This is a genomic window from Spirosoma luteum DSM 19990 (genome assembly GCF_000374065.1).
GTDB lineage: Bacteria > Bacteroidota > Bacteroidia > Cytophagales > Spirosomataceae > Spirosoma > Spirosoma luteum.
Genome location: NZ_KB893260.1, coordinates 51075 through 68704, shown reverse-complemented (window position 1 = coordinate 68704; position 17630 = coordinate 51075). Strand labels below are relative to the sequence as shown.

Annotated in this window: 16 protein-coding genes and 1 pseudogene; 6 read left to right on the top strand and 11 right to left on the bottom strand. The window is 50.9% G+C overall.

Annotated features, from left to right (window positions below):
• Positions 1–12: 12 nt before the first annotated feature.
• The 3 genes from B156_RS0115345 to B156_RS0115335 form a co-directional block, all read right to left on the bottom strand.
• Positions 13–2211, bottom strand: a complete 2199-nt coding sequence (locus B156_RS0115345) for a GumC family protein (RefSeq protein ID WP_018620639.1) — start codon at positions 2209–2211, stop codon at positions 13–15.
• A gap of 11 nt (positions 2212–2222) precedes the next feature.
• Positions 2223–3050: a TolC family protein gene (locus tag B156_RS0115340; RefSeq protein ID WP_018620638.1), complete on the bottom strand. Its 828-nt coding sequence runs from the start codon at positions 3048–3050 to the stop codon at positions 2223–2225.
• Positions 3051–3231: 181 nt separating this feature from the next.
• Complete coding sequence (locus tag B156_RS0115335) at positions 3232–4419, bottom strand: glycosyltransferase family 2 protein (RefSeq protein WP_018620637.1); 1188 nt, start codon at positions 4417–4419, stop codon at positions 3232–3234.
• A gap of 264 nt (positions 4420–4683) precedes the next feature.
• Between B156_RS0115335 and B156_RS0115325 the strand changes: the two genes are divergently transcribed.
• A complete protein-coding gene (locus B156_RS0115325) occupies positions 4684–4938 on the top strand; it encodes a hypothetical protein (RefSeq protein ID WP_157627055.1) in 255 nt (84 codons plus the stop codon).
• A 127-nt stretch (positions 4939–5065) separates the two neighbouring features.
• Here B156_RS0115325 and B156_RS29270 read toward each other — a convergent pair.
• A pseudogene (locus B156_RS29270) lies at positions 5066–5296 on the bottom strand (ribosome recycling factor); the annotation flags it as partial.
• Between the two features lie 256 nt (positions 5297–5552).
• On the opposite strand from B156_RS29270, the gene B156_RS30335 reads away from it, so the two are divergent.
• Entirely contained in the window at positions 5553–8618 is a 3066-nt protein-coding gene (locus B156_RS30335) for a purple acid phosphatase family protein (protein ID WP_169518258.1), read from the top strand.
• A gap of 147 nt (positions 8619–8765) precedes the next feature.
• On the opposite strand, the gene frr is transcribed toward B156_RS30335, so the two are convergent.
• The 6 genes from frr to dusB form a co-directional block, all read right to left on the bottom strand.
• Complete coding sequence (gene frr, locus B156_RS0115310) at positions 8766–9326, bottom strand: ribosome recycling factor (protein ID WP_018620632.1); 561 nt, start codon at positions 9324–9326, stop codon at positions 8766–8768.
• Positions 9327–9455: 129 nt separating this feature from the next.
• Positions 9456–10178, bottom strand: a complete 723-nt coding sequence (gene pyrH / locus B156_RS0115305) for a UMP kinase (RefSeq protein ID WP_018620630.1) — start codon at positions 10176–10178, stop codon at positions 9456–9458.
• 64 nt (positions 10179–10242) lie between these two features.
• Positions 10243–11214, bottom strand: a complete 972-nt coding sequence (locus B156_RS0115300) for a sugar phosphate isomerase/epimerase family protein (RefSeq protein WP_018620628.1) — start codon at positions 11212–11214, stop codon at positions 10243–10245.
• 18 nt (positions 11215–11232) lie between these two features.
• Positions 11233–11730, bottom strand: a complete 498-nt coding sequence (locus B156_RS0115295) for an acyl-CoA carboxylase biotin carboxyl carrier protein subunit (protein ID WP_026260848.1) — start codon at positions 11728–11730, stop codon at positions 11233–11235.
• Positions 11731–11784: 54 nt separating this feature from the next.
• Complete coding sequence (locus tag B156_RS0115290) at positions 11785–12693, bottom strand: DMT family transporter (RefSeq protein WP_018620625.1); 909 nt, start codon at positions 12691–12693, stop codon at positions 11785–11787.
• Between the two features lie 17 nt (positions 12694–12710).
• The gene (dusB, locus tag B156_RS0115285; RefSeq protein ID WP_018620624.1) at positions 12711–13703 is read right to left on the bottom strand and encodes a tRNA dihydrouridine synthase DusB; all 993 of its coding nucleotides are present in this window, start codon (positions 13701–13703) and stop codon (positions 12711–12713) included.
• 193 nt (positions 13704–13896) lie between these two features.
• On the opposite strand from dusB, the gene B156_RS0115280 reads away from it, so the two are divergent.
• From B156_RS0115280 to B156_RS0115265, 4 genes are all read left to right on the top strand, one after another.
• On the top strand, positions 13897–14814 hold the full coding sequence (locus tag B156_RS0115280; RefSeq protein ID WP_018620622.1) for a CPBP family intramembrane glutamic endopeptidase: 918 nt from the start codon (positions 13897–13899) through the stop codon (positions 14812–14814).
• A gap of 62 nt (positions 14815–14876) precedes the next feature.
• Positions 14877–15095, top strand: coding sequence for a putative signal transducing protein (locus B156_RS0115275; protein WP_018620621.1), 219 nt, complete (start codon positions 14877–14879; stop codon positions 15093–15095).
• The gene (locus tag B156_RS0115270) at positions 15076–15909 is read left to right on the top strand and encodes a phosphatidate cytidylyltransferase (RefSeq protein ID WP_018620620.1); all 834 of its coding nucleotides are present in this window, start codon (positions 15076–15078) and stop codon (positions 15907–15909) included. The genes B156_RS0115275 and B156_RS0115270 overlap by 20 nt, the downstream gene beginning before the upstream one ends.
• A 146-nt stretch (positions 15910–16055) precedes the next feature.
• Positions 16056–16784 carry a carboxypeptidase-like regulatory domain-containing protein gene (locus B156_RS0115265; protein ID WP_018620619.1) on the top strand — a complete coding sequence of 243 codons (729 nt, stop codon included), beginning with the start codon at positions 16056–16058 and terminating at the stop codon, positions 16782–16784.
• A gap of 6 nt (positions 16785–16790) precedes the next feature.
• Here B156_RS0115265 and B156_RS0115260 read toward each other — a convergent pair whose 3' ends face one another.
• Positions 16791–17483 carry a LytR/AlgR family response regulator transcription factor gene (locus B156_RS0115260; protein WP_018620618.1) on the bottom strand — a complete coding sequence of 231 codons (693 nt, stop codon included), beginning with the start codon at positions 17481–17483 and terminating at the stop codon, positions 16791–16793.
• Positions 17484–17630: the final 147 nt, after the last annotated feature.

Genomic DNA, 17630 nt, shown 5'->3' with positions numbered 1-17630 from the left:
AGTCCTGTTGGTTCAGCGGCCACTGGAATACTTTACACTCCGACTGGTCGACCGCTCCGGGTCGGTCGGGAACCGCATGCTATCGCTCCGCGTCGGCACATCGACATAGTTTCCTTCAACGCGGTTCAATACGGTCAATATGGGCTGGTTCGTTACCCGTTCGTACATGCTCAGGAGTTGTTTCTCAGCCCTTGCCCAGGGGCTGTTGGCATCGACTACCAACAGGGATAAAGCACTGTTTTTGAGCAGGTAAACGGGAATCTGATTATTAATCAGCGCCGGTAACTCAAGGATAATCCGATCATACTGGGTGGTATCCAGGCCCTGGTTGTAATCAATGAGGTACTCAATGCCCGTTACATTCATAAAATCGGGCCGAACCGTGTACGGAAAATAGGTCACCCCTTTCATGTACTCCTGCTGCTCATTACCCGTTTCCTTGGGGTAACAGTACGCTACCTGCTGGTCGGCGTTTTCGTACAGTTGAATCAACCCTCTGGCCACCCATGACTTCCCCTGCCGGGAGCGAATACTGAACAGGGTGATAACCGGTGGGTAAGGCCTGGTTGCATTTTGGGTAACTTCAATATTTATGGCATTGAAAAGTTGCTCAAACATACTCCGGGCTGCCAGACTGGCTTTGGTAAAAACCGTCGGTTTTTTAACGGTTGGAAAGAGTGCCACTACGGGCATACCAATCATCGACTCAGCCTGTTCAGGCGATTGAATTCGCTTATCCAGCCAAAACCGCAGGGCTGTGAGCAACATGGCAATGAAGATACCGACTCCCAGCCCAATAAGTACCAGCTGCATTCGCTTGGTAGGCTGAGGTTCCAACGGAAAATCCGGCGCATCCAGTACCTCCAGCGTTCCGCCAATGGCAACATCCTGGCGTCGGGTTTGGGATTGATCTACATTCTGAATCAGGTCCAGGTACTCTTTTTCGGCAATGGCCAGGGTTCGGTTCAGCTGACGAAGCTGTGACCCCAGTGGCCCATACTCGTTTGTTTTGGCGGCAAACTCATTCATCCGCTTCTGGTACAGTTCCAGTTTGGCGGATGATTCTTCGTACTCCAGTGACTTCGTCAGTCGGTCATTGGCCATTACCTGGGTAGGAATGGCATCGGCCGAATTGGCTGCGGCATCGTATTTTTCGGCACTAACCTTAAGGTCTTCGCCCGCCTGCGTTACGGTGGCCTGAAGTTGGTTGATAACGGTTCTGGGTTGCCCGTAGGCGCGGGCATTGGCTAGTTTGCTTTCGGCATCGGCCAGCTTCTTCTGTTTTTCGGTCAGATCATTATTAGCCACCCGGATGCTGCCCTGCTGCCCCATACGCTTGTTCAACGCGTCCAGCGAAGCTTTGGCGGCATTTCTCCGCATCAGTTCCTGGTTGTATTCTCCGTTCAGGGCTTCGCGGGAAGAGGCTACGTTGCGGGCCTCTTCGTCGTAATCCAGCACCTGATGACGTTCGCTGAAAGCGCGCATATTGGCTTCTGCCTGCGCCAGTTTTGTTTTCGCTTTTTCCAGTTTCGCTTCGTAATACCCGATAACGGAGTTCGTTTCGGATGTTTTGAGGGTTGAGTACCGCTTGTTCAGGTTTTCGATGGCGTAATGCAGCGTTCGTTGCGAAACAGCCGGATCATCCGACTCATACTCCATTAACAGGACGTCGTTGGTGTTTTTGCGGGCCATCGCTACAATGTTGGCACCCAGTTGCTGAATGGAGTAATAGGAATCCGATTTCAGCAACAACGATTTCACAGGGTTGTCGGTGGGAGTTTTGGCCAGACTGTCCACTGTATGGTGCAACAGGGCCGAATCGGCCGCCACGTAATACAGGTTTTCCCAGCCGGGCGTAATGGCTTCGTGAAGTTTCTGGAAACCGGCCCGGCCCAGTACAAGCGTATCGGGCTGCCGGAGACGGAGATGCTCGGTTAGTAGATCGATACCGATCTGGAGGAGCGTCTCCCGAGAATTGAGGGTCGTCAGGATATTATCGAACGCACTGGCCGACCGGTCGGTGAAGCTATTTTGCCGGTCCGACAATAGGGAATACCGCGAAACCAAACCAGTATACAGCGTGGCCTGCGATTTATACACCTTCTGTTCATTTCGGGTAACGTAAAAGGCCGTGGCTGCTGCAATGGCGGGAATAAGAATAAACCAGAGCAGATGCTGTTTCAGCAGGCGCAAAAAAACTTCGACTTTCATACCGTCTCCTCTTAATTACGTTTCAACCGTTGAATGGGCATTCCCATCAACGCTTCAAAGTAGCGAACATTTTTCAAAAAATTACCTTTTGCCTGCTCTGATGCTGTCTTGGCCTGCACAAACCGGCTGGTTACGATGGCCATTGCTTCGGCCGTAATCTGCCCTTTCTGAATCTCCGTTTCAGCAACCCGCAACGAGGCCAGCGATGCCTGCTCGTCAATTAGTATTATTTTAAGAAGCTGCTGGGTGGTAATCATATCCTGGTAGACGTTGATCAGTTCCCGCTTCAATTGTAACTCAACCGTTTCTTTCTGCGCCAGAGCCGCTTTATAATTGAACGTTGCCTGTCGAATCTGGTGCTTCCGGCCAAACAGTTCATACAGGGGAAAGCGTACATCCACCCCAACCCGGTAGCCATTGGCAATCTGGTTTAGGTTCCCGTTCTGCGCTGCAGGCCCGGACACAACATTTGTAATAAGACCCTGCGTACCCGTTGAGTAGTTACCAAAGCCTGAAACATTTTGTAATATCTGAACTTTAGCAATCTCCTGGGCCTCATTCAGCGAATTGGCCACCTCGCCCTGATACCTGATTGCGGGAGAGTGCGTTACAGCTACCTTCATCAGATCCTCGAATGGCAGCAGCTGAACGGCGATATCCTGGTTGATATCCAGGTACAGCGTATCACCGGCTAGGCCAGATGATGCACCGAAAGAGACCAGCCCCCTGGCACCCCGATTTTGGCCCGCGCAAAGGGTAATGGAACCAATCGTTAACAGAAAGAAGAAACTTATCTGGTAAATAAACGGTGTATTGGTACTACGTAAAGGAATGCTCATTCTATAATAATTTGCGGAAACCGTTCTGCTCCTGATCAAAGTTTGCCACGAATAAATCGCCCGATTCTCCGCATCAGACTAGCTAACGGTTTCATCCAGCGTTTTACTAGGCTAATCCAGACTTTTGACTACCCCGGCCTTGTTTTGTCACACAGTTGAACCGGGACAAAAACTTTGCCACCTATGGCAGGGGTGTATCGGCCGGGCCGGTATGGGGTGTATGCATGAACCGTTTGAAGGCTTTGCGCATATTCAGGACAGCCCGCACAAAACTCATCAGCAGGACGGGAATAAGCAGTAATTCCCGAATACTCACCCGTTTCCATAAGTACATCGGCACCGAAACGACCAGACTGGCTATCAACACCAGCAGGAGCAGCAACGGAATTTGCCAGAGTATCGGGCTGCCGGTAAACAACCCAATGATTAGCCCAAAAACCAGTAAACCCAACAGAAGAATTTTTGGCAGAACAACGGCCTGTAGCACTTTGAAGCCACTGGCAAACTGCCCGGACAGCAGTTCGCGGATACCCCGCCAGAAGTAAAACGTAAGAAATTGCCACTGGGCTGCTATCCACCGGGTGCGCTGATTCTCAAATACGGCACGCTGGGCTACCTTCTCATCATAGATAAACGCGTCCTCCAGATAAGCGATAGTGTGTCCGCTCAGCACTACGTTGGTTTCCAACTCTTTATCGTAACCGCCCATTGTATGCTGCGTAGACATGGCGGCTTTCATCAACGCCGGTTCAAACGCCATGCCCGACCCAATCGTAGCCGATGACAGGCCCAGCACCCGGGTTGCCTTCCTGAATATATGGTTATTGATCTCTTCGCTGATGGCATCCAGAATGGCAACGCTGGTATTGATATTTTTGGCTACCCGGTGGCCCTGAACGGCCCGCCACCCCTGGTCGAAGGCCCTGTTTATCCGGCTCAGAAAATCGGGCGCCATGTGGTTGTCCGCATCCGATACGACCAGTATTTCGTACCGTTCAAGGGGCAGTCGGGAGAGGGCTGCGTTGATGGCTTTGGCAACGGTGGATGTTTCAAATGACACTTCCAGTACGGTTACGGGCATAGTGGCCAGTTTGAGCAGTGTTTGCGGCTGAAACGAGTCGGCAATAACAATCAGGTCAAACTGGTCTGCCGGGTAGGTCTGCTTCAGGTTCTCGGTTACGGAGTCGACGATAACGGCATCTTCTTTATAGGCAGGAATCAATACGCCTATTTTTCGTACCCGAAGCGGTGGGTGTGACTGGTCGGTATCATCCGCTTTCCCTAATCGGCCCGCTATCGAAAACACGGCCCAGTAAAGAACATTTAACGTAATGACAAGTAAGAAGATAATGTAAATGAATAGCATCATAAATCAGCGTTGCCACCAGGAATTTGCTTACTTAACCAGTGAACCAGGTCCGGTAAGCAACAATCAGTAAAACGAGTGCGCTTCCGGGTAAGTTTCTCGATTTTCCGGCAAAAAGCCCGAATCACCTACCGCCTGATAAATTTCTAATGAATATAGGTCATTTCTACCCTGCAACAGAATTTTTCGTGCCATGATGTCGTCGCTAGCCGTAATTCTCTTCTCCCCCGGCGCAACCCAATCACCGTTCTGTGCGTACATATGGGTATGCGCTACATCGTTGTTTTCGCTCAGCAGGAAATTGGCTACGCCGTGGGGTTCGATAACCCCACCGACGCGGTTGATTTCCTATTCTGGGGTTACGAAGAATACGATTTGATACCATACGGCATCTTCGACGCGTTGACGGGCGAAGTATACCCCTACGAACACCGGGGTGAGTCAGTAGCAGAAGTAGATGAGGAAACTATCAGCCGAACGGCCAGAGATTACCTGAAAGCGGCCATTCGGCAAATGACGTAACGGCCGCTTCGCCAGAAGCAAGGTACGTTCAGTTGGTGGGGTCAGTTGTGTTGCTCCCTAACAGGAAGCGCCGGTTACGTCAACACGTAACCGGCGCTTCCTGTTAGCTACTGCGCTGGTGGGAGTCCTACACGATCAGAATATCTTTCTCTTTGGCCACAAATGTTTCGTCGATCCGGGCAATGAAGGCATCAGTCAGTTTCTGAACGCGCTCCTCGCCTACTTTCACCGCATCTTCCGACACGCCGTCTTTGGTTAGTTTGCGGATATCGCCGTTGGTGTCCTTGCGAATATTGCGCACGTTTACCTTCGCCGTTTCTACCTCCTGCTTTACCTTTTTGACCAGGTCGCGTCGGCGCCCGTTACCAAAAGACCCTGCCCAATAGGCTGTACTGGCTGGTTAACCGGTTAGTTTGAACCCAATATTTTACAATAAAAAATATTAACCTTCTTATATAAATAATACGATAGATAGTAGTATATTCAAAATAAAAAGTACAAAAAAAGAATTCAATATTCATATAATCCAATGATAATAGTGAAATATCATGGTAAACTTTCTAATTCTTCTATGGTCAATTTTGCCAGGATGGTCCCACCCTGATGTAAAGAACGTGAAACCACTATCTGTGGAGGCATACATACCTTATACCCCACCAGCCCGCACACACGCTCCTGCGTCATCCACCATACTCACGTCGGGAAGTACGTGGCGGTATCTGGTCACCTCGGGCGATCCTGATCCGGGCTGGAAAAGTAACCCCCTGTTTAATGATACAGATCCGCCCTGGTACGGTGGGCCATCTCCCCTGGGCTACGGCGGTCAGGGATCTCCGTCTGTCACCATCGCTAGTGAAGGAGGTACCTGCGTGGATGAATGCGTGGGTACCGTAGCCAGTCCACCAAGCTGTAAAACATGCACGGCCAGATCCATTACAACCTATTTCCGAAAAAAAGTAAACCTGACCAATGTATCTGGGTCCAGCTTCACCATGCGCTATCAGCGGGACGATGGCATCGTGCTGTATATAAATGGCACGGAGGTAATTCGGGAGAATATGCCGCTGGCTCCTGCACCCATAAGCTACACAACCCTCGCTACTGCTTTTCCACCGGATCCCGATGAGGTGGTCTGGGTTTCAGTTGATCCAGCCCGGTATAGTTCGCTACTAACGGAGGGACAAAATCTGATTACTACCGAAATACATCAGTACTCGGCTACCAGTTCCGACATTCGTTTTAACCTGGAACTGATTCAGAGCACCCCCACTTCGTCTACCTTCACGACCGGGGCAATCTGGCAATACCTGGTCACCTCGGGCGACCCTGATCCTAGCTGGAAAAGTAACCCGCTATTTAATGATACAAACCCGCCCTGGTACGATGGGGCTTCTCCCTTGGGCTACGGAGAACAGGGCGACATAGTCCCCCCGGCTACTAAACCCCCTACAGTAGTAGACCAGGGGGGCACCTGCTTGGATGAATGCGTGGGTACCGTAGCCACCTCACCAAGCTGTAAGACCTGCACCGCCAAATCCATTACCACCTATTTCCGAAAGAAAGTAAACCTGGCTAACGTGGCGGGTTCCAGTTTCTCCCTGCGCTACCAGCGGGACGACGGCATACTTGTTTATATAAACGGAACCGAACGGGTTCGGGAGAACTTGCCAGCGGGCACCATTACCTACTCAACGACTGCAACGGCTATTCCTAACAATGCCGAAGAACTGACTTGGGTAACTGTACCTGTACAAGCCAGTTGGTTTGCGGAGGGTCAGAACCTGATTGCGGTTGAAATTCATCAAACCTCGGCTACCAGTTCCGACATCCGCTTCAATATGGAACTGCTCCAGGCACCAAATACAGTGAGCATAACCCGGGGACCTTACCTGCAACTGGGCACCTCTTCGGGCGCTTCCTCGGGCGCTACCGTCCGCTGGCGTACCAATGTACCTACTACCAGTCGGGTAACGTTTGGCCTTTCGGCAACCAGTTTGACCGGGGTAGTTAATGACCCAACCAGTACGACTGAGCACGAAGTACGGCTAACCGGACTCCAGCCCGATCGTCAGTATTTCTACTCCGTGGGCACTACGTCGGGGGTTCTGGAGCAGGGCCCGAACAATTATTTCAAAACGGCACCCCTGCTCACGTCCAAACGTAAAATTCGCATTGCTACTTTCGGGGATGTTGGTACCAACGTCAATACAAATCAGGCGTACGTGCGGGATGCCTTTCTCAAATTTCGGACAGACCGGGGAGATTCGCTTACTAACCTCTGGATGCTTACCGGAGATAACTCATACGATGGGGCTGATAGCCAGTACCAGACTAATTTTTTCAACCCATTCAAGAGTAGTTTACTGAAGAACACTATGCTGTATACAGTCCCGGGAAACCATGATTATTTTGACTACATTGGTTACCCATCAGCACCTAACCGGTGGGTGGAGCACGATATGCCTTATTATGATATGTTTAGCCTGCCTACCAACGCCGAAGCAGGCGGGTTTCCCTCACAATCGGAGCAATATTACTCATTCGATTACGGACCTATTCACTTCGTTATGCTCGATAGCTACGGAAAGAATCCCGTACAGGTGAGCAGCACTTCGCCAAAAATAAATAGAGGATACTATGAAGATGTAACCACTGTGGGTTACGAAATCCCAAATGCACAGATTAAGTGGTTGAAGCAAGACTTGGAAGCTACTACCCAGAAGTGGAAAATCGTATACATGCACCATCCGCCCTATACGCGGGGTACGCACGATTCAGAAGCAGGAAATTCAGCGACTGATGATTCGATTTTGGTCCGCACTCGTGAAAGAATCAATCCAATTCTCGAACGATTTGGAGTCGATATGGTCGTTAGCGGCCATAGCCACGTGTATGAGCGGTCGTATCCGTTGCACGACCATTATGGTTATATGAGTGAGTTCACAGTACCGACTAAGGTATTTCCGGAAGACAGGGGGTCAGGGCGGTACGACGGATCACCCAATACCTGCCCCTACAAAAACACGTCTGAGAAAGAGAAACAGGGCACCGTGTATGTAGTATCAGGATCATCGGGTGCTCTCGAACCAACTGCACCGAATTTAGGCCTTCACCCGGCCATGGTACCCGGAACAACCCAGAAGTTGATGGGCGGATCGTTTTACATGGAAGTCGAAGATAATAGACTGGACGCAAAATTCCTTCTTAGTGGACCAGGTTCTTACACTATAACGGATCAGTTCACGATGATGAAAGATGTGGACAAAACGCAATCGCTCACCATCACGAACGGGCAGTCGGCCACACTCTCGGCATCGTTTATCAGTGACTATGTCTGGAGCAGTCCTACCAGCCCTACATTTACAGCCACAGACCGTTCGGTCGTTGTTACACCCACTACCAGTACTACCTATGTGGTTCGCGATAGCAAAAATTGCCTGCTGGATACGTATGTTGTACAGGTAACCGGCACCGGAACCATGTTTACCGTTAAAACCGGCAACTGGAACGACCCCACCGTTTGGTCAGGCAATCGCATACCGGTCAGTACTGACATGCTCCAAATCAAGCACAATGTAACTATTCCAGCCAGCCTACAGGCTCACGCACTCAGTCTAAAATTTGATCCTGCTACAAAACTGATTTATGGCCTGGGTGCCCAGTTGCTATTAAGCCTATGACTGACGTCTGTTAATCCGGTTTACGGCTTCGCCAGAAAAAAGGTACGTTCAGTTGGTGGGGTCAGTTATATTGCTCCCTAACAGGAAGCGCCGGTTACGTCAACACGTAACCGGCGCTTCCTGTTAGCTACTGCGCTGGTGGGAGTCCTACACGATCAGAATATCTTTCTCTTTGGCCACAAATGTTTCGTCGATCCGGGCAATGAAGGCATCAGTCAGTTTCTGAACGCGCTCCTCGCCTACTTTCACCGCATCTTCCGACACGCCGTCTTTGGTTAGTTTGCGGATATCGCCGTTGGTGTCCTTGCGAATATTGCGCACGTTTACTTTGGCCGTCTCTACCTCCTGCTTTACCTTTTTGACCAGGTCGCGTCGGCGCTCTTCGGTAAGGGGAGGAATGCTAAGCCGAATCTGCTCGCCGTCGTTGTTCGGGTTCAGGCCAAGGTTCGAGTTACGAATGGCTTTCTCTACCTCACTGATGAGCTTTTTCTCAAACGGTTTAATAACGATTGTTCGGGCATCGGGGGTGTTAACGGAAGCCACTGTATGCAGGGGCGACAACATTCCGTAATATTCTACCTGAATCCCATCCAGCATACCCGTATTTGCTTTGCCAGCACGGATTTTGGTCAATTCGATGGCTAAGTGCTTGAGTGCCTTCTCCATCGTATCCTTTGCATCGTCGAGGAATAGCTCGATTTCTTCCATTTTTCTTTCGGTTTTCGGTTCTCTGTTTACGGTTTTCAGTGGCTCAGCGCGGATGTAAGAGGTTCCAGCAGCGGTTTAAAGACGTCACCGCGTAGCTGCTCCGGCGTATCCAAAAACCGTAAACATTATCTATTTCGCGGTGATAAGTGTACCAATATCGTCACCCTTTATCAGTCTTAGCAGGCTCCCCTCTTCATTCATGTTAAATACGATGATGGGCAGGTTGTTTTCCTGGCACAGCGTAAAGGCCGTCAGGTCCATTACGTTCAGTTTCTTTTCGTAAACGTCCTCAAAACTGATGGTGGTATAGCGGGTAGCCGTTTTATCTTTCATCGGGTCGGCGGTATAAACACCATCCACTTTAGTCCCCTTGAGTACCACATCGGCTTCTATTTCGATGGCCCGCAGGGCGGCTGTCGAGTCCGTCGTGAAATACGGATTGCCGGTACCGGCCGCAAAAATCACCACGCGTCCTTTCTCGAGGTGGCGCACGGCCCGCCGGCGTACGTACGGTTCACAGACCTGCTCCATGCGGATGGCCGACATTACCCGCGTATACATACCGTGTTCCTCCAGCGAACTTTGAATAGCCATAGCGTTGATTACCGTGGCGAGCATCCCCATATAGTCGCCCTGTACACGGTCGATGCCGGAACGCTGCCCGGATACACCCCTAAAAATATTTCCTCCGCCAATTACGATGGCAACCTGCACACCCAGATCAGCTACCTCCCTGATTTCCTGACTGTATTTTTCGAGTACCATCGGGTCAATATTATGCCCGTTTGGCCCAGCCAGTGCCTCTCCGCTCAGCTTGAGCAGAATCCGTTTATACCTTGTTTGCGATGTCATGAGGGGGAATTTTGCGGGTAAAGATAGGAAAAAAGGGAGGAATGAAACGACAGAAAAGTGAAGTTCATGCCGATTTCCAAAGGGCCTTCACCATCGCCAGATCCCGTTTCATAGCCGTAAACAACTCACTTTTAGGGATTGACAGTTTCGTTGCCCCGTGTTCGGCCCCGCCCATCGGGTATTCAATATGCAGGGTAACCGGAACTGTCAGGCTGGCCTGTTTGAGCAGTTGAAAATAGGTTTTGAAGGCCACCATACCCTCGCCCAGGGGTACGTCCTGCACGACCCATTTGTCGGCCCCGCCCCCGGCATTTCTGTTCATCCAGTAAAAATCTTTTACTGTAATACTCTTGATTTTCGGCATCAGTAACCGCAGGCCATTAGGCCACGATAAGCCTCCTTCTACCACAGCATGCCGGATGTCGAACTGGGCACCCATGTGCTGCGGGTCGGCGGTTTTGAGCATCTCCCAGATTTCCCAGACCGTTGCTCCGGCCAGCAGCCCGGCGTGATTCTGGTAGCACCCCGTCAGCTTCAAGGATTTGTTCAATTCGCCCAGCGCCCGTATCTGCTCCTGAAACTGGTGAATAGAATCGGGGATAGAGCGGTTATTAGGATAGGGATACCAGACCATCCGGTACAACTGAAAACCAAGTTGGGCAGCCGTTTTCAACACCCGGACGTCGGTTTGGTTGCCCACATCACCAACGGCAGTCGTCATTAGTTTGGGCGGCAATCCAGCTTTTTTGAGGGCCTCGGCCGCTTTTGGCAAGTCATCTTCTACCCGTTCGGGCAGTACGTGCCCGTCGGGACGAACGCTCAAATCAACTCCGTCGAACCCCATTTCGGCCGCAGCGTCGGCCATGTCGGTGTAATTCAGGAATTGCAGGTGTTTCGAAAAAATATGAATATCGGGCACATCGACGGCCGCGCCCGTGGTGGGTTCTGTAGCGAAAACGGGCGACCAGAGTGGCAGGGCACCGGCGGCTAAGGCTGCCTGAGTTAGAAAACGGCGACGGGAGGGTACGGTATCCATACCCTTATAAATACCAGTCTAGTCAAATTCTACCAATAGCTGCCCCTTCTCAACGCGGTCTCCTTTGCTGGGCCGTATCGTTTTTATGACGGCATCGCTGGGGGCTTTCAGTACGTTTTCCATCTTCATGGCTTCCAGAATCAACAGGCTATCGCCTTTTTTGACCACGTCGCCCGGCTGTACGCTGATACCTACAATCATCCCCGGCATGGGTGCTTTCAGTTCATTGATTTTTTTGCTGGCTGCGTTGCTCATGCCCATCGTTTCGAGCAACAGGTCGAAGCGGTCTTTTAGCTGCACCTGATGGAGATGGCCGTTAATTTTCAGGCTCACCGTTTTTTCGGCCTGGTTCATCTCCAGCACTTCTGCGGTGTACGACTTGTTCTGGTGAATAATATGGAACGTGCGGTCGGTAATACGGACAAGGTCCCAGTGGAAGGGTTCGCTATTGAGTAGCGGACCATTGGTGGTAAAGTCAATCGTGGCGGGTTGCTGGTTGAGGGTTGTCTGGTACATAACGGTTAAGGTATTATAGACGCCGGAAGGCAAAAGTGCCATTTAATCCCGACATTAAGTTCGGTTTACCAGCCAGATTCCCAACAAACATACGGCCATGCCGACAAACTGCACGGGGTAAATGGTTTCTCCGTCCAAAACACCCCACATCAGGGCTATAATAGGAATGAGGTACGTAACCGAAGCCGCAAACAGGGGCGATGACAGTTGCATGACGCGATTGAAAAAGATGGACATCATCCCCGAACCCAATATCCCCAGTGTAGCCAGTGCTGCCAGCGGCCAGTTAGTCCGGACGGCCATTACCCGCTCCAAGAAATCGGTTGGCATGAGCGTGAGCAGGGCGATAGGCCCGGCGAAGGCAAACAACCAGGCGGTTGACACCAGAGCGGGCAAATGACTCAGGTACCGGCCAATGAGGTTGGTATTCAACCCGTAACACACAGTTGCCACAACGATTAACAGGGCATACCCGTTTAGTTCAAAGGAACCCGTGTTGCTAAAAAACACCAGCAGTAATGAACCAGTTAGTCCCAGCAGAATACCCGTCACCTGCTTGAGTTTAAGCGACTGGCCAAAAAATACGCCACCCAGAATCAGCGTAAACAGGGGGCTCAATGAGTTAAGTGCTCCAGCCAGCGAACTATTCAGATGTGCTCCTGCTTCGGCAAATAAAAAGGCGGGAATAACGAATCCTATTATAGCCGACGCCAGCAGGGCCATCCACCGCTGCCTGACCACCAGTCGAATAGAATCCTGACGACTTTGCTGCGCCAGAAAAGGTGTAAAAAACAACAGGGCGAATACCAGCCGCCCCGCCCCTACCTGCTCGGGAGGAAAAGCAACCAGACTCCGTTTGATAAGAATAAACGAACTACCCCACACCAATGCCAATAAGGACAGCAATACCCACGCCAGCAGGGGCCGCTTCTGAGGGGTAATAACGGGTTCGCTTATAGTCATCTTTTTTTTGGGCAGTGTCAACCAATCAAGGCCAGATCGTACGTTTCGGCTACCTCATCCAGCAGCGCCGAAACCCCGGCGTACGAATCAGTCGTTACCAGTTGCATCCGGTACGGTTTGAAATCGGGTAGTCCTTTAAAATAGTTGGCGTAGTGACGGCGCATCTCGAACAAGCCCACAATTTCTCCCTTCCAGCGAATGGAAAAGTCGAGGTGCTGCCGACAAACCGCTACCCGGTCGGCCACGGTTGGCGGGGGCAGGTGCTGCCCTGTTTGCACGAAGTGTTTGATTTCATTAAAAATCCAGGGATGTCCGATACTGGCCCGGCCAATCATAACCCCATCGACCCCGTACCGATTTTTGTATTCCAGTGCCTTTTCGGGCGAGTCGATATCGCCATTGCCAAAAATGGGAATCTGAACGCGGGGGTTGTCTTTAATACGCCCGATTAGGGTCCAGTCGGCTTCTCCTTTGTACATCTGCACGCGCGTGCGTCCGTGAATGGTCAGCGCTTTGATGCCAATATCCTGAAGTCGTTCGGCTACCTCGCCCACGTTTTTAGTACTCTCATCCCAGCCCAGCCGGGTTTTTACCGTTACGGGCAGGTGGGTGGCCTTCACTACGGCTTCGGTCATGCGCACCATTTTGGGAATGTCCTGCAACAAAGCGGCCCCGGCACCCCGACAGGCCACTTGCTTCACCGGGCAGCCGTAGTTGATATCAATCAGGTCGGGTTGGGCGCGGGAGGCAATGCGGGCGCACTCGCCCATCGTTTCCACATCGGAGCCGAAGAGTTGAATACCGATGGGTCGTTCGTACTCGAAGATGTCCAGTTTCTGCACACTCTTGGCCGCATCCCGGATAAGCCCTTCGGACGAAATGAATTCTGTATACATCAAATCGGCCCCGCTCGCTTTGCAAACGGCCCGGAACGGCGGATCGCTGACATCCTCCATGGGAGCCAGGAGCAGCGGAAAATCCGGCAGTTGTATATTCCCAATTGTTACCACGCTTTTCCTGTTTTTACGAAACACAAATGTACAAATTACGCTTTACACCCTACTTTGGTTCCAGTGGTATTCGGGGTGAAGCCGCTCAATTGCCCATTATTAGGCGTATGTATCTATATTTACCGATAATATGCAACCCATATATACACCCGGGGGTGCTGAATCCCGCCCACCCACAATAGGTGGATTGACTATGCTAATTGGTTTTATCCTGATTGGCGGGGTTATCAGCACGCTTCTATTATTTGTCATACTGGCTGTCAGCAAAGGAATGGGTTTAACCGAAGCCCAGACCTACCTGAGCGATCTGGCCACAAACCCATCGGCCACAGCGGGCAGCTGGTATGAGTTAATGCTGCTACAGGCGATGAACCATCTGGGCACCTTCTTTCTGCCCGCGCTGGGATACTGGTACTTTATTGAACGACGCCGGTGGAGTCAGTTCAGTGCCCGGCCTGTATCAGCCGTTGCGGGATTAGGGCTGGTTGCTTTCATTGTCATTGCGTTCATGCCGTTTGATGGGCTTGTTATCGAATGGAACCAAAACCTGCACTTACCCGAAACCCTGGAGCCTATCGAAAATTGGATTCGTGCCAAAGAAAAGGGGCTCGAAGGCATTACCCGATTTCTGACCACGTTCAACACCGTTGGGCAACTTCTGGTAGCAATGGTGGTGATTGCCCTTATTCCAGCCATTGGAGAAGAAACGCTGTTTCGGGGTATTCTGCAACGCAACATCGGTTTCTGGACCGGCAATGCACATATTGGCATCTGGGTGTCTGCCGCGCTTTTTAGTGCCATTCACGTTCAGTTCCTTGGTTTCTTTCCGCGAATGCTACTCGGTGCCCTGTTCGGTTACCTCTACGTATGGTCGGGAAATATATGGGTTCCTATTCTGGCCCACTTCGTCAACAATGGCTTTACGGTGTTTATGGTTTATCTGCATCAGCAAAAGGTAACTACCCTGGATATTGAAAGTACGCAGTCGGTACCCATAACCGGGGCATTGACTGCGGGCATCATTACAGCGGGCTTATTGTATTATTTCAAAAAAAGTAATGAGACAGTACCAGGCGTGCGGAGTGAGGAGCCATCCGGTGTACATGACTAAATTGACCCGTCATTTTATGCCACCGGATGGCGCTTCACCCCGCATTTCTTACTCCTTAAACTATGACTGAAAATTGGGAATCTATTTATTCCACCCCCCTGCCTCACCGGGCCGAACTGGCTAAAGCCCTGCTGCTCGAACATGATATACCCGCCGTAGTAACTACCAGCCAAAGCAGTAGTTACCCTACCATCGGCTGGGGAAAAAACGAGGTGCATGTGTTAGTCAAAGATGCTATTTTAGCCAAAGTTATCCTGGAAAATGAAGCAACGTTTAGCTAGACTGACCAATCTACAGCAGCGGGTTATTGCGGCTATTGTGGGGGTACCCTTTATTCTGTTTATGATTTGGTACGCCGACTGGACGCTGGCTTTACTGTTTTGCGTAGTCAGTGCCCTTACGCAACGGGAGTTTTACCGGCTGCTTGGCCTGGACGGTTTCGAACCGCTCACGGCCTATGGCACACTGGTCGGCACGATGATTTGTGTGCTGGCTTATTTTGTCGAGACCGACCAGATCAGCATGGGTAGTTATTTCCTGATTTGTCCGGCTTCGTCCATGATTTTCCTGATCAAGCTGTACAAAAAACGGGATATGAAACCGTTTACCAACATTGGGTTCACGTTTCTGGGAATCATCTACGTAGCCATGCCCTTTGCCCTGCTGATTATTATGGCTCTGCAGGGCGGCACCTTCCATCCCATGATTATTACGGGCTGTCTGCTGCTCCTCTGGGCCAGCGATATCGGGGCTTATTTTGCCGGCACCAAATTTGGCCGACGAAAACTGTTTGAGCGGGTATCGCCCAAAAAATCCTGGGAAGGTAGTCTGGGCGGGGCAGCCGCAGCCGGAATTATAGCCCTGGGATTGACCTTCTGGGCACCCGAATTAAAGCCCTGGCAGTGGTATTGTGTAGGGGGTATCATTGTGGTGACGGGTACCTACGGCGACTTGGTCGAGTCGTTGTTCAAGCGGAGTATTGCCATCAAAGATTCGGGCACCAGCATTCCGGGACACGGTGGCTTTCTGGACCGCTTTGACGGGCTCCTGCTGGCCACCCCGTTCATCATCACCTTCCTGAAGTTATTTGCCTAGTGGGCCTATGTTCTAATGCCCTCGTCTCTGCAAAAAAAATGGATTAACACCTACCGAACCAATTCCTAATCTTTCTTAAAATTTGGGTAGCCGAAACCATATGCTACCTTTTACTCGTTTACTTTGTAGTTTAGCGCATAGGTTCTATGAGGAAGTTGTCAACGTTATTGGTCTTTGTTCTGGTCTTGTCTGCCCTGGCGGGGCTGTTCTCAACCGCACAGGCACAAGGGCAGGACCGTCAGGTAACGTTTACGGGCTTCATTACGGGCGGCAAAACCAACGAGGCCCTGCCGGGCGCCTATATCTACATTCCTAAAGCAGGAAAAGGGGTTTTAGCCGCTCCCAACGGCTATTTTGCCCTGCCGGTTTTTCCGGGCGATAGTGTTATTTTCAGTTACGTTGGTTTCCGGACACAGTACCACATTATTCCCCGCCGGTTAACTGAGCTTACGTACTCGGCGGTGGTAGCGTTGCAGGAAGATGTTAAAACACTGGCCGAAGTGAAGGTTTACCCGTATGCTACGGAGGAGTTGTTCAAGGAAGCGTTCGTCAACCTGAAACTTCCCGATGAGCAGGAGCGGGCAAACCTGGCTAAAAACACCAGTCCGGAAGCCCTCATGCGGCAGGCGGCAACCATGCCTATGAGCGCGTTGGCCAATCACCAGAATTTCGTCAATCAGCAATTCTTCGGGCGGGAGTCCGTTGTTGGGCGCAGTGCCACCCCAACGTTTGCGTTTACCAACCCCTTTGCCTGGGCCAACTTCATTCGCTCGGTGAAGCGGGGTGATTTGAAGAATAAAGAGTGGCGGAGCGAATACAACAAAGCACCCCGCGAAAACGTATCCCGAAAAGACATATTGGATGACGGGAATTAGCCCCGCTCAATCCGGCTTCCCGGCCAGAAAATCGACTACTTTTTTTCGATAATTATACCCAATCGGGAGAGCCTCTTCATTGATAAATAGCTGATTACCCGACAGGTCGGTGCGGGTTATGTAATCCCCATTGATACAGAATCCTTTGTGAATCTGCACGAAACGACCATCCAGCTGCTGGAGAAGTTTGGCCAGCGATATTTTCAGTGCGTACTTCTTGTTCTGGGCCAGTAAGAAGCAGTAGTTTCTTTCGACACGTATATAATGGATCGTGTTGAACGCCACCATCACCCGCTGATTATTGGGACCACGAACGGCCACCCCTTTCCTGACTTCGGGCGGGGCGGGTTTACGTAGTACCGAATCAATGGCCGAGCGAAGGGTCAGGGCATGAAATGGTTTTATCAGGTAACGGGTATCATTCCGTTGACCGGCCAGTTCGTACTGAACCAAATCGGTACAGGTGGTAGCAAAAATTACCGGGCAATGTACGGTAGGGATACGTTGCAGAAACTCGACAACACTACTGTTATTCATTAGTACATCGCCGATAATCAAATCAGGCGGTTGTTTTTTCAGCATTTCTTCAGCCAGACTCAGCGAGTGGGCAGTGCCCATCAGTTGATAGCCCAAAGACTCGATCATTGTCGCCAGGGCAGCCGCCCACTCAGGATCATTCTCAATTAATAGTATCCGCATACTTTCTTTCCCAACCGTGTACGTCTGCTCTTAAAGCTACTCCATCAGTGAGCTGGTAAACGTATGAAAATTGGCTACCCAATACTAACCAATTTTATAGCTATTCCGGCTGCAAGTACCTCCTTTCTAGGGTAAAGTATTCATTAC

What these genes read in the sequence shown, in the direction of transcription:
- B156_RS0115345 (WP_018620639.1), bottom strand. Translation starts at nt 2,211, where the DNA reads ATGAAAGTCGAAGTTTTTTTGCGCCTGCTGAAACAGCATCTGCTCTGG.
- B156_RS0115340 (WP_018620638.1), bottom strand. Translation starts at nt 3,050, where the DNA reads ATGAGCATTCCTTTACGTAGTACCAATACACCGTTTATTTACCAGATA.
- B156_RS0115335 (WP_018620637.1), bottom strand. Translation starts at nt 4,419, where the DNA reads ATGATGCTATTCATTTACATTATCTTCTTACTTGTCATTACGTTAAAT.
- B156_RS0115325 (WP_157627055.1), top strand. Translation starts at nt 4,684, where the DNA reads ATGCGCTACATCGTTGTTTTCGCTCAGCAGGAAATTGGCTACGCCGTG.
- frr (WP_018620632.1), bottom strand. Translation starts at nt 9,326, where the DNA reads ATGGAAGAAATCGAGCTATTCCTCGACGATGCAAAGGATACGATGGAG.
- pyrH (WP_018620630.1), bottom strand. Translation starts at nt 10,178, where the DNA reads ATGACATCGCAAACAAGGTATAAACGGATTCTGCTCAAGCTGAGCGGA.
- B156_RS0115300 (WP_018620628.1), bottom strand. Translation starts at nt 11,214, where the DNA reads ATGGATACCGTACCCTCCCGTCGCCGTTTTCTAACTCAGGCAGCCTTA.
- B156_RS0115295 (WP_026260848.1), bottom strand. Translation starts at nt 11,730, where the DNA reads ATGTACCAGACAACCCTCAACCAGCAACCCGCCACGATTGACTTTACC.
- B156_RS0115290 (WP_018620625.1), bottom strand. Translation starts at nt 12,693, where the DNA reads ATGACTATAAGCGAACCCGTTATTACCCCTCAGAAGCGGCCCCTGCTG.
- B156_RS0115280 (WP_018620622.1), top strand. Translation starts at nt 13,897, where the DNA reads ATGCTAATTGGTTTTATCCTGATTGGCGGGGTTATCAGCACGCTTCTA.
- B156_RS0115275 (WP_018620621.1), top strand. Translation starts at nt 14,877, where the DNA reads ATGACTGAAAATTGGGAATCTATTTATTCCACCCCCCTGCCTCACCGG.
- B156_RS0115270 (WP_018620620.1), top strand. Translation starts at nt 15,076, where the DNA reads ATGAAGCAACGTTTAGCTAGACTGACCAATCTACAGCAGCGGGTTATT.
- B156_RS0115265 (WP_018620619.1), top strand. Translation starts at nt 16,056, where the DNA reads ATGAGGAAGTTGTCAACGTTATTGGTCTTTGTTCTGGTCTTGTCTGCC.
- B156_RS0115260 (WP_018620618.1), bottom strand. Translation starts at nt 17,483, where the DNA reads ATGCGGATACTATTAATTGAGAATGATCCTGAGTGGGCGGCTGCCCTG.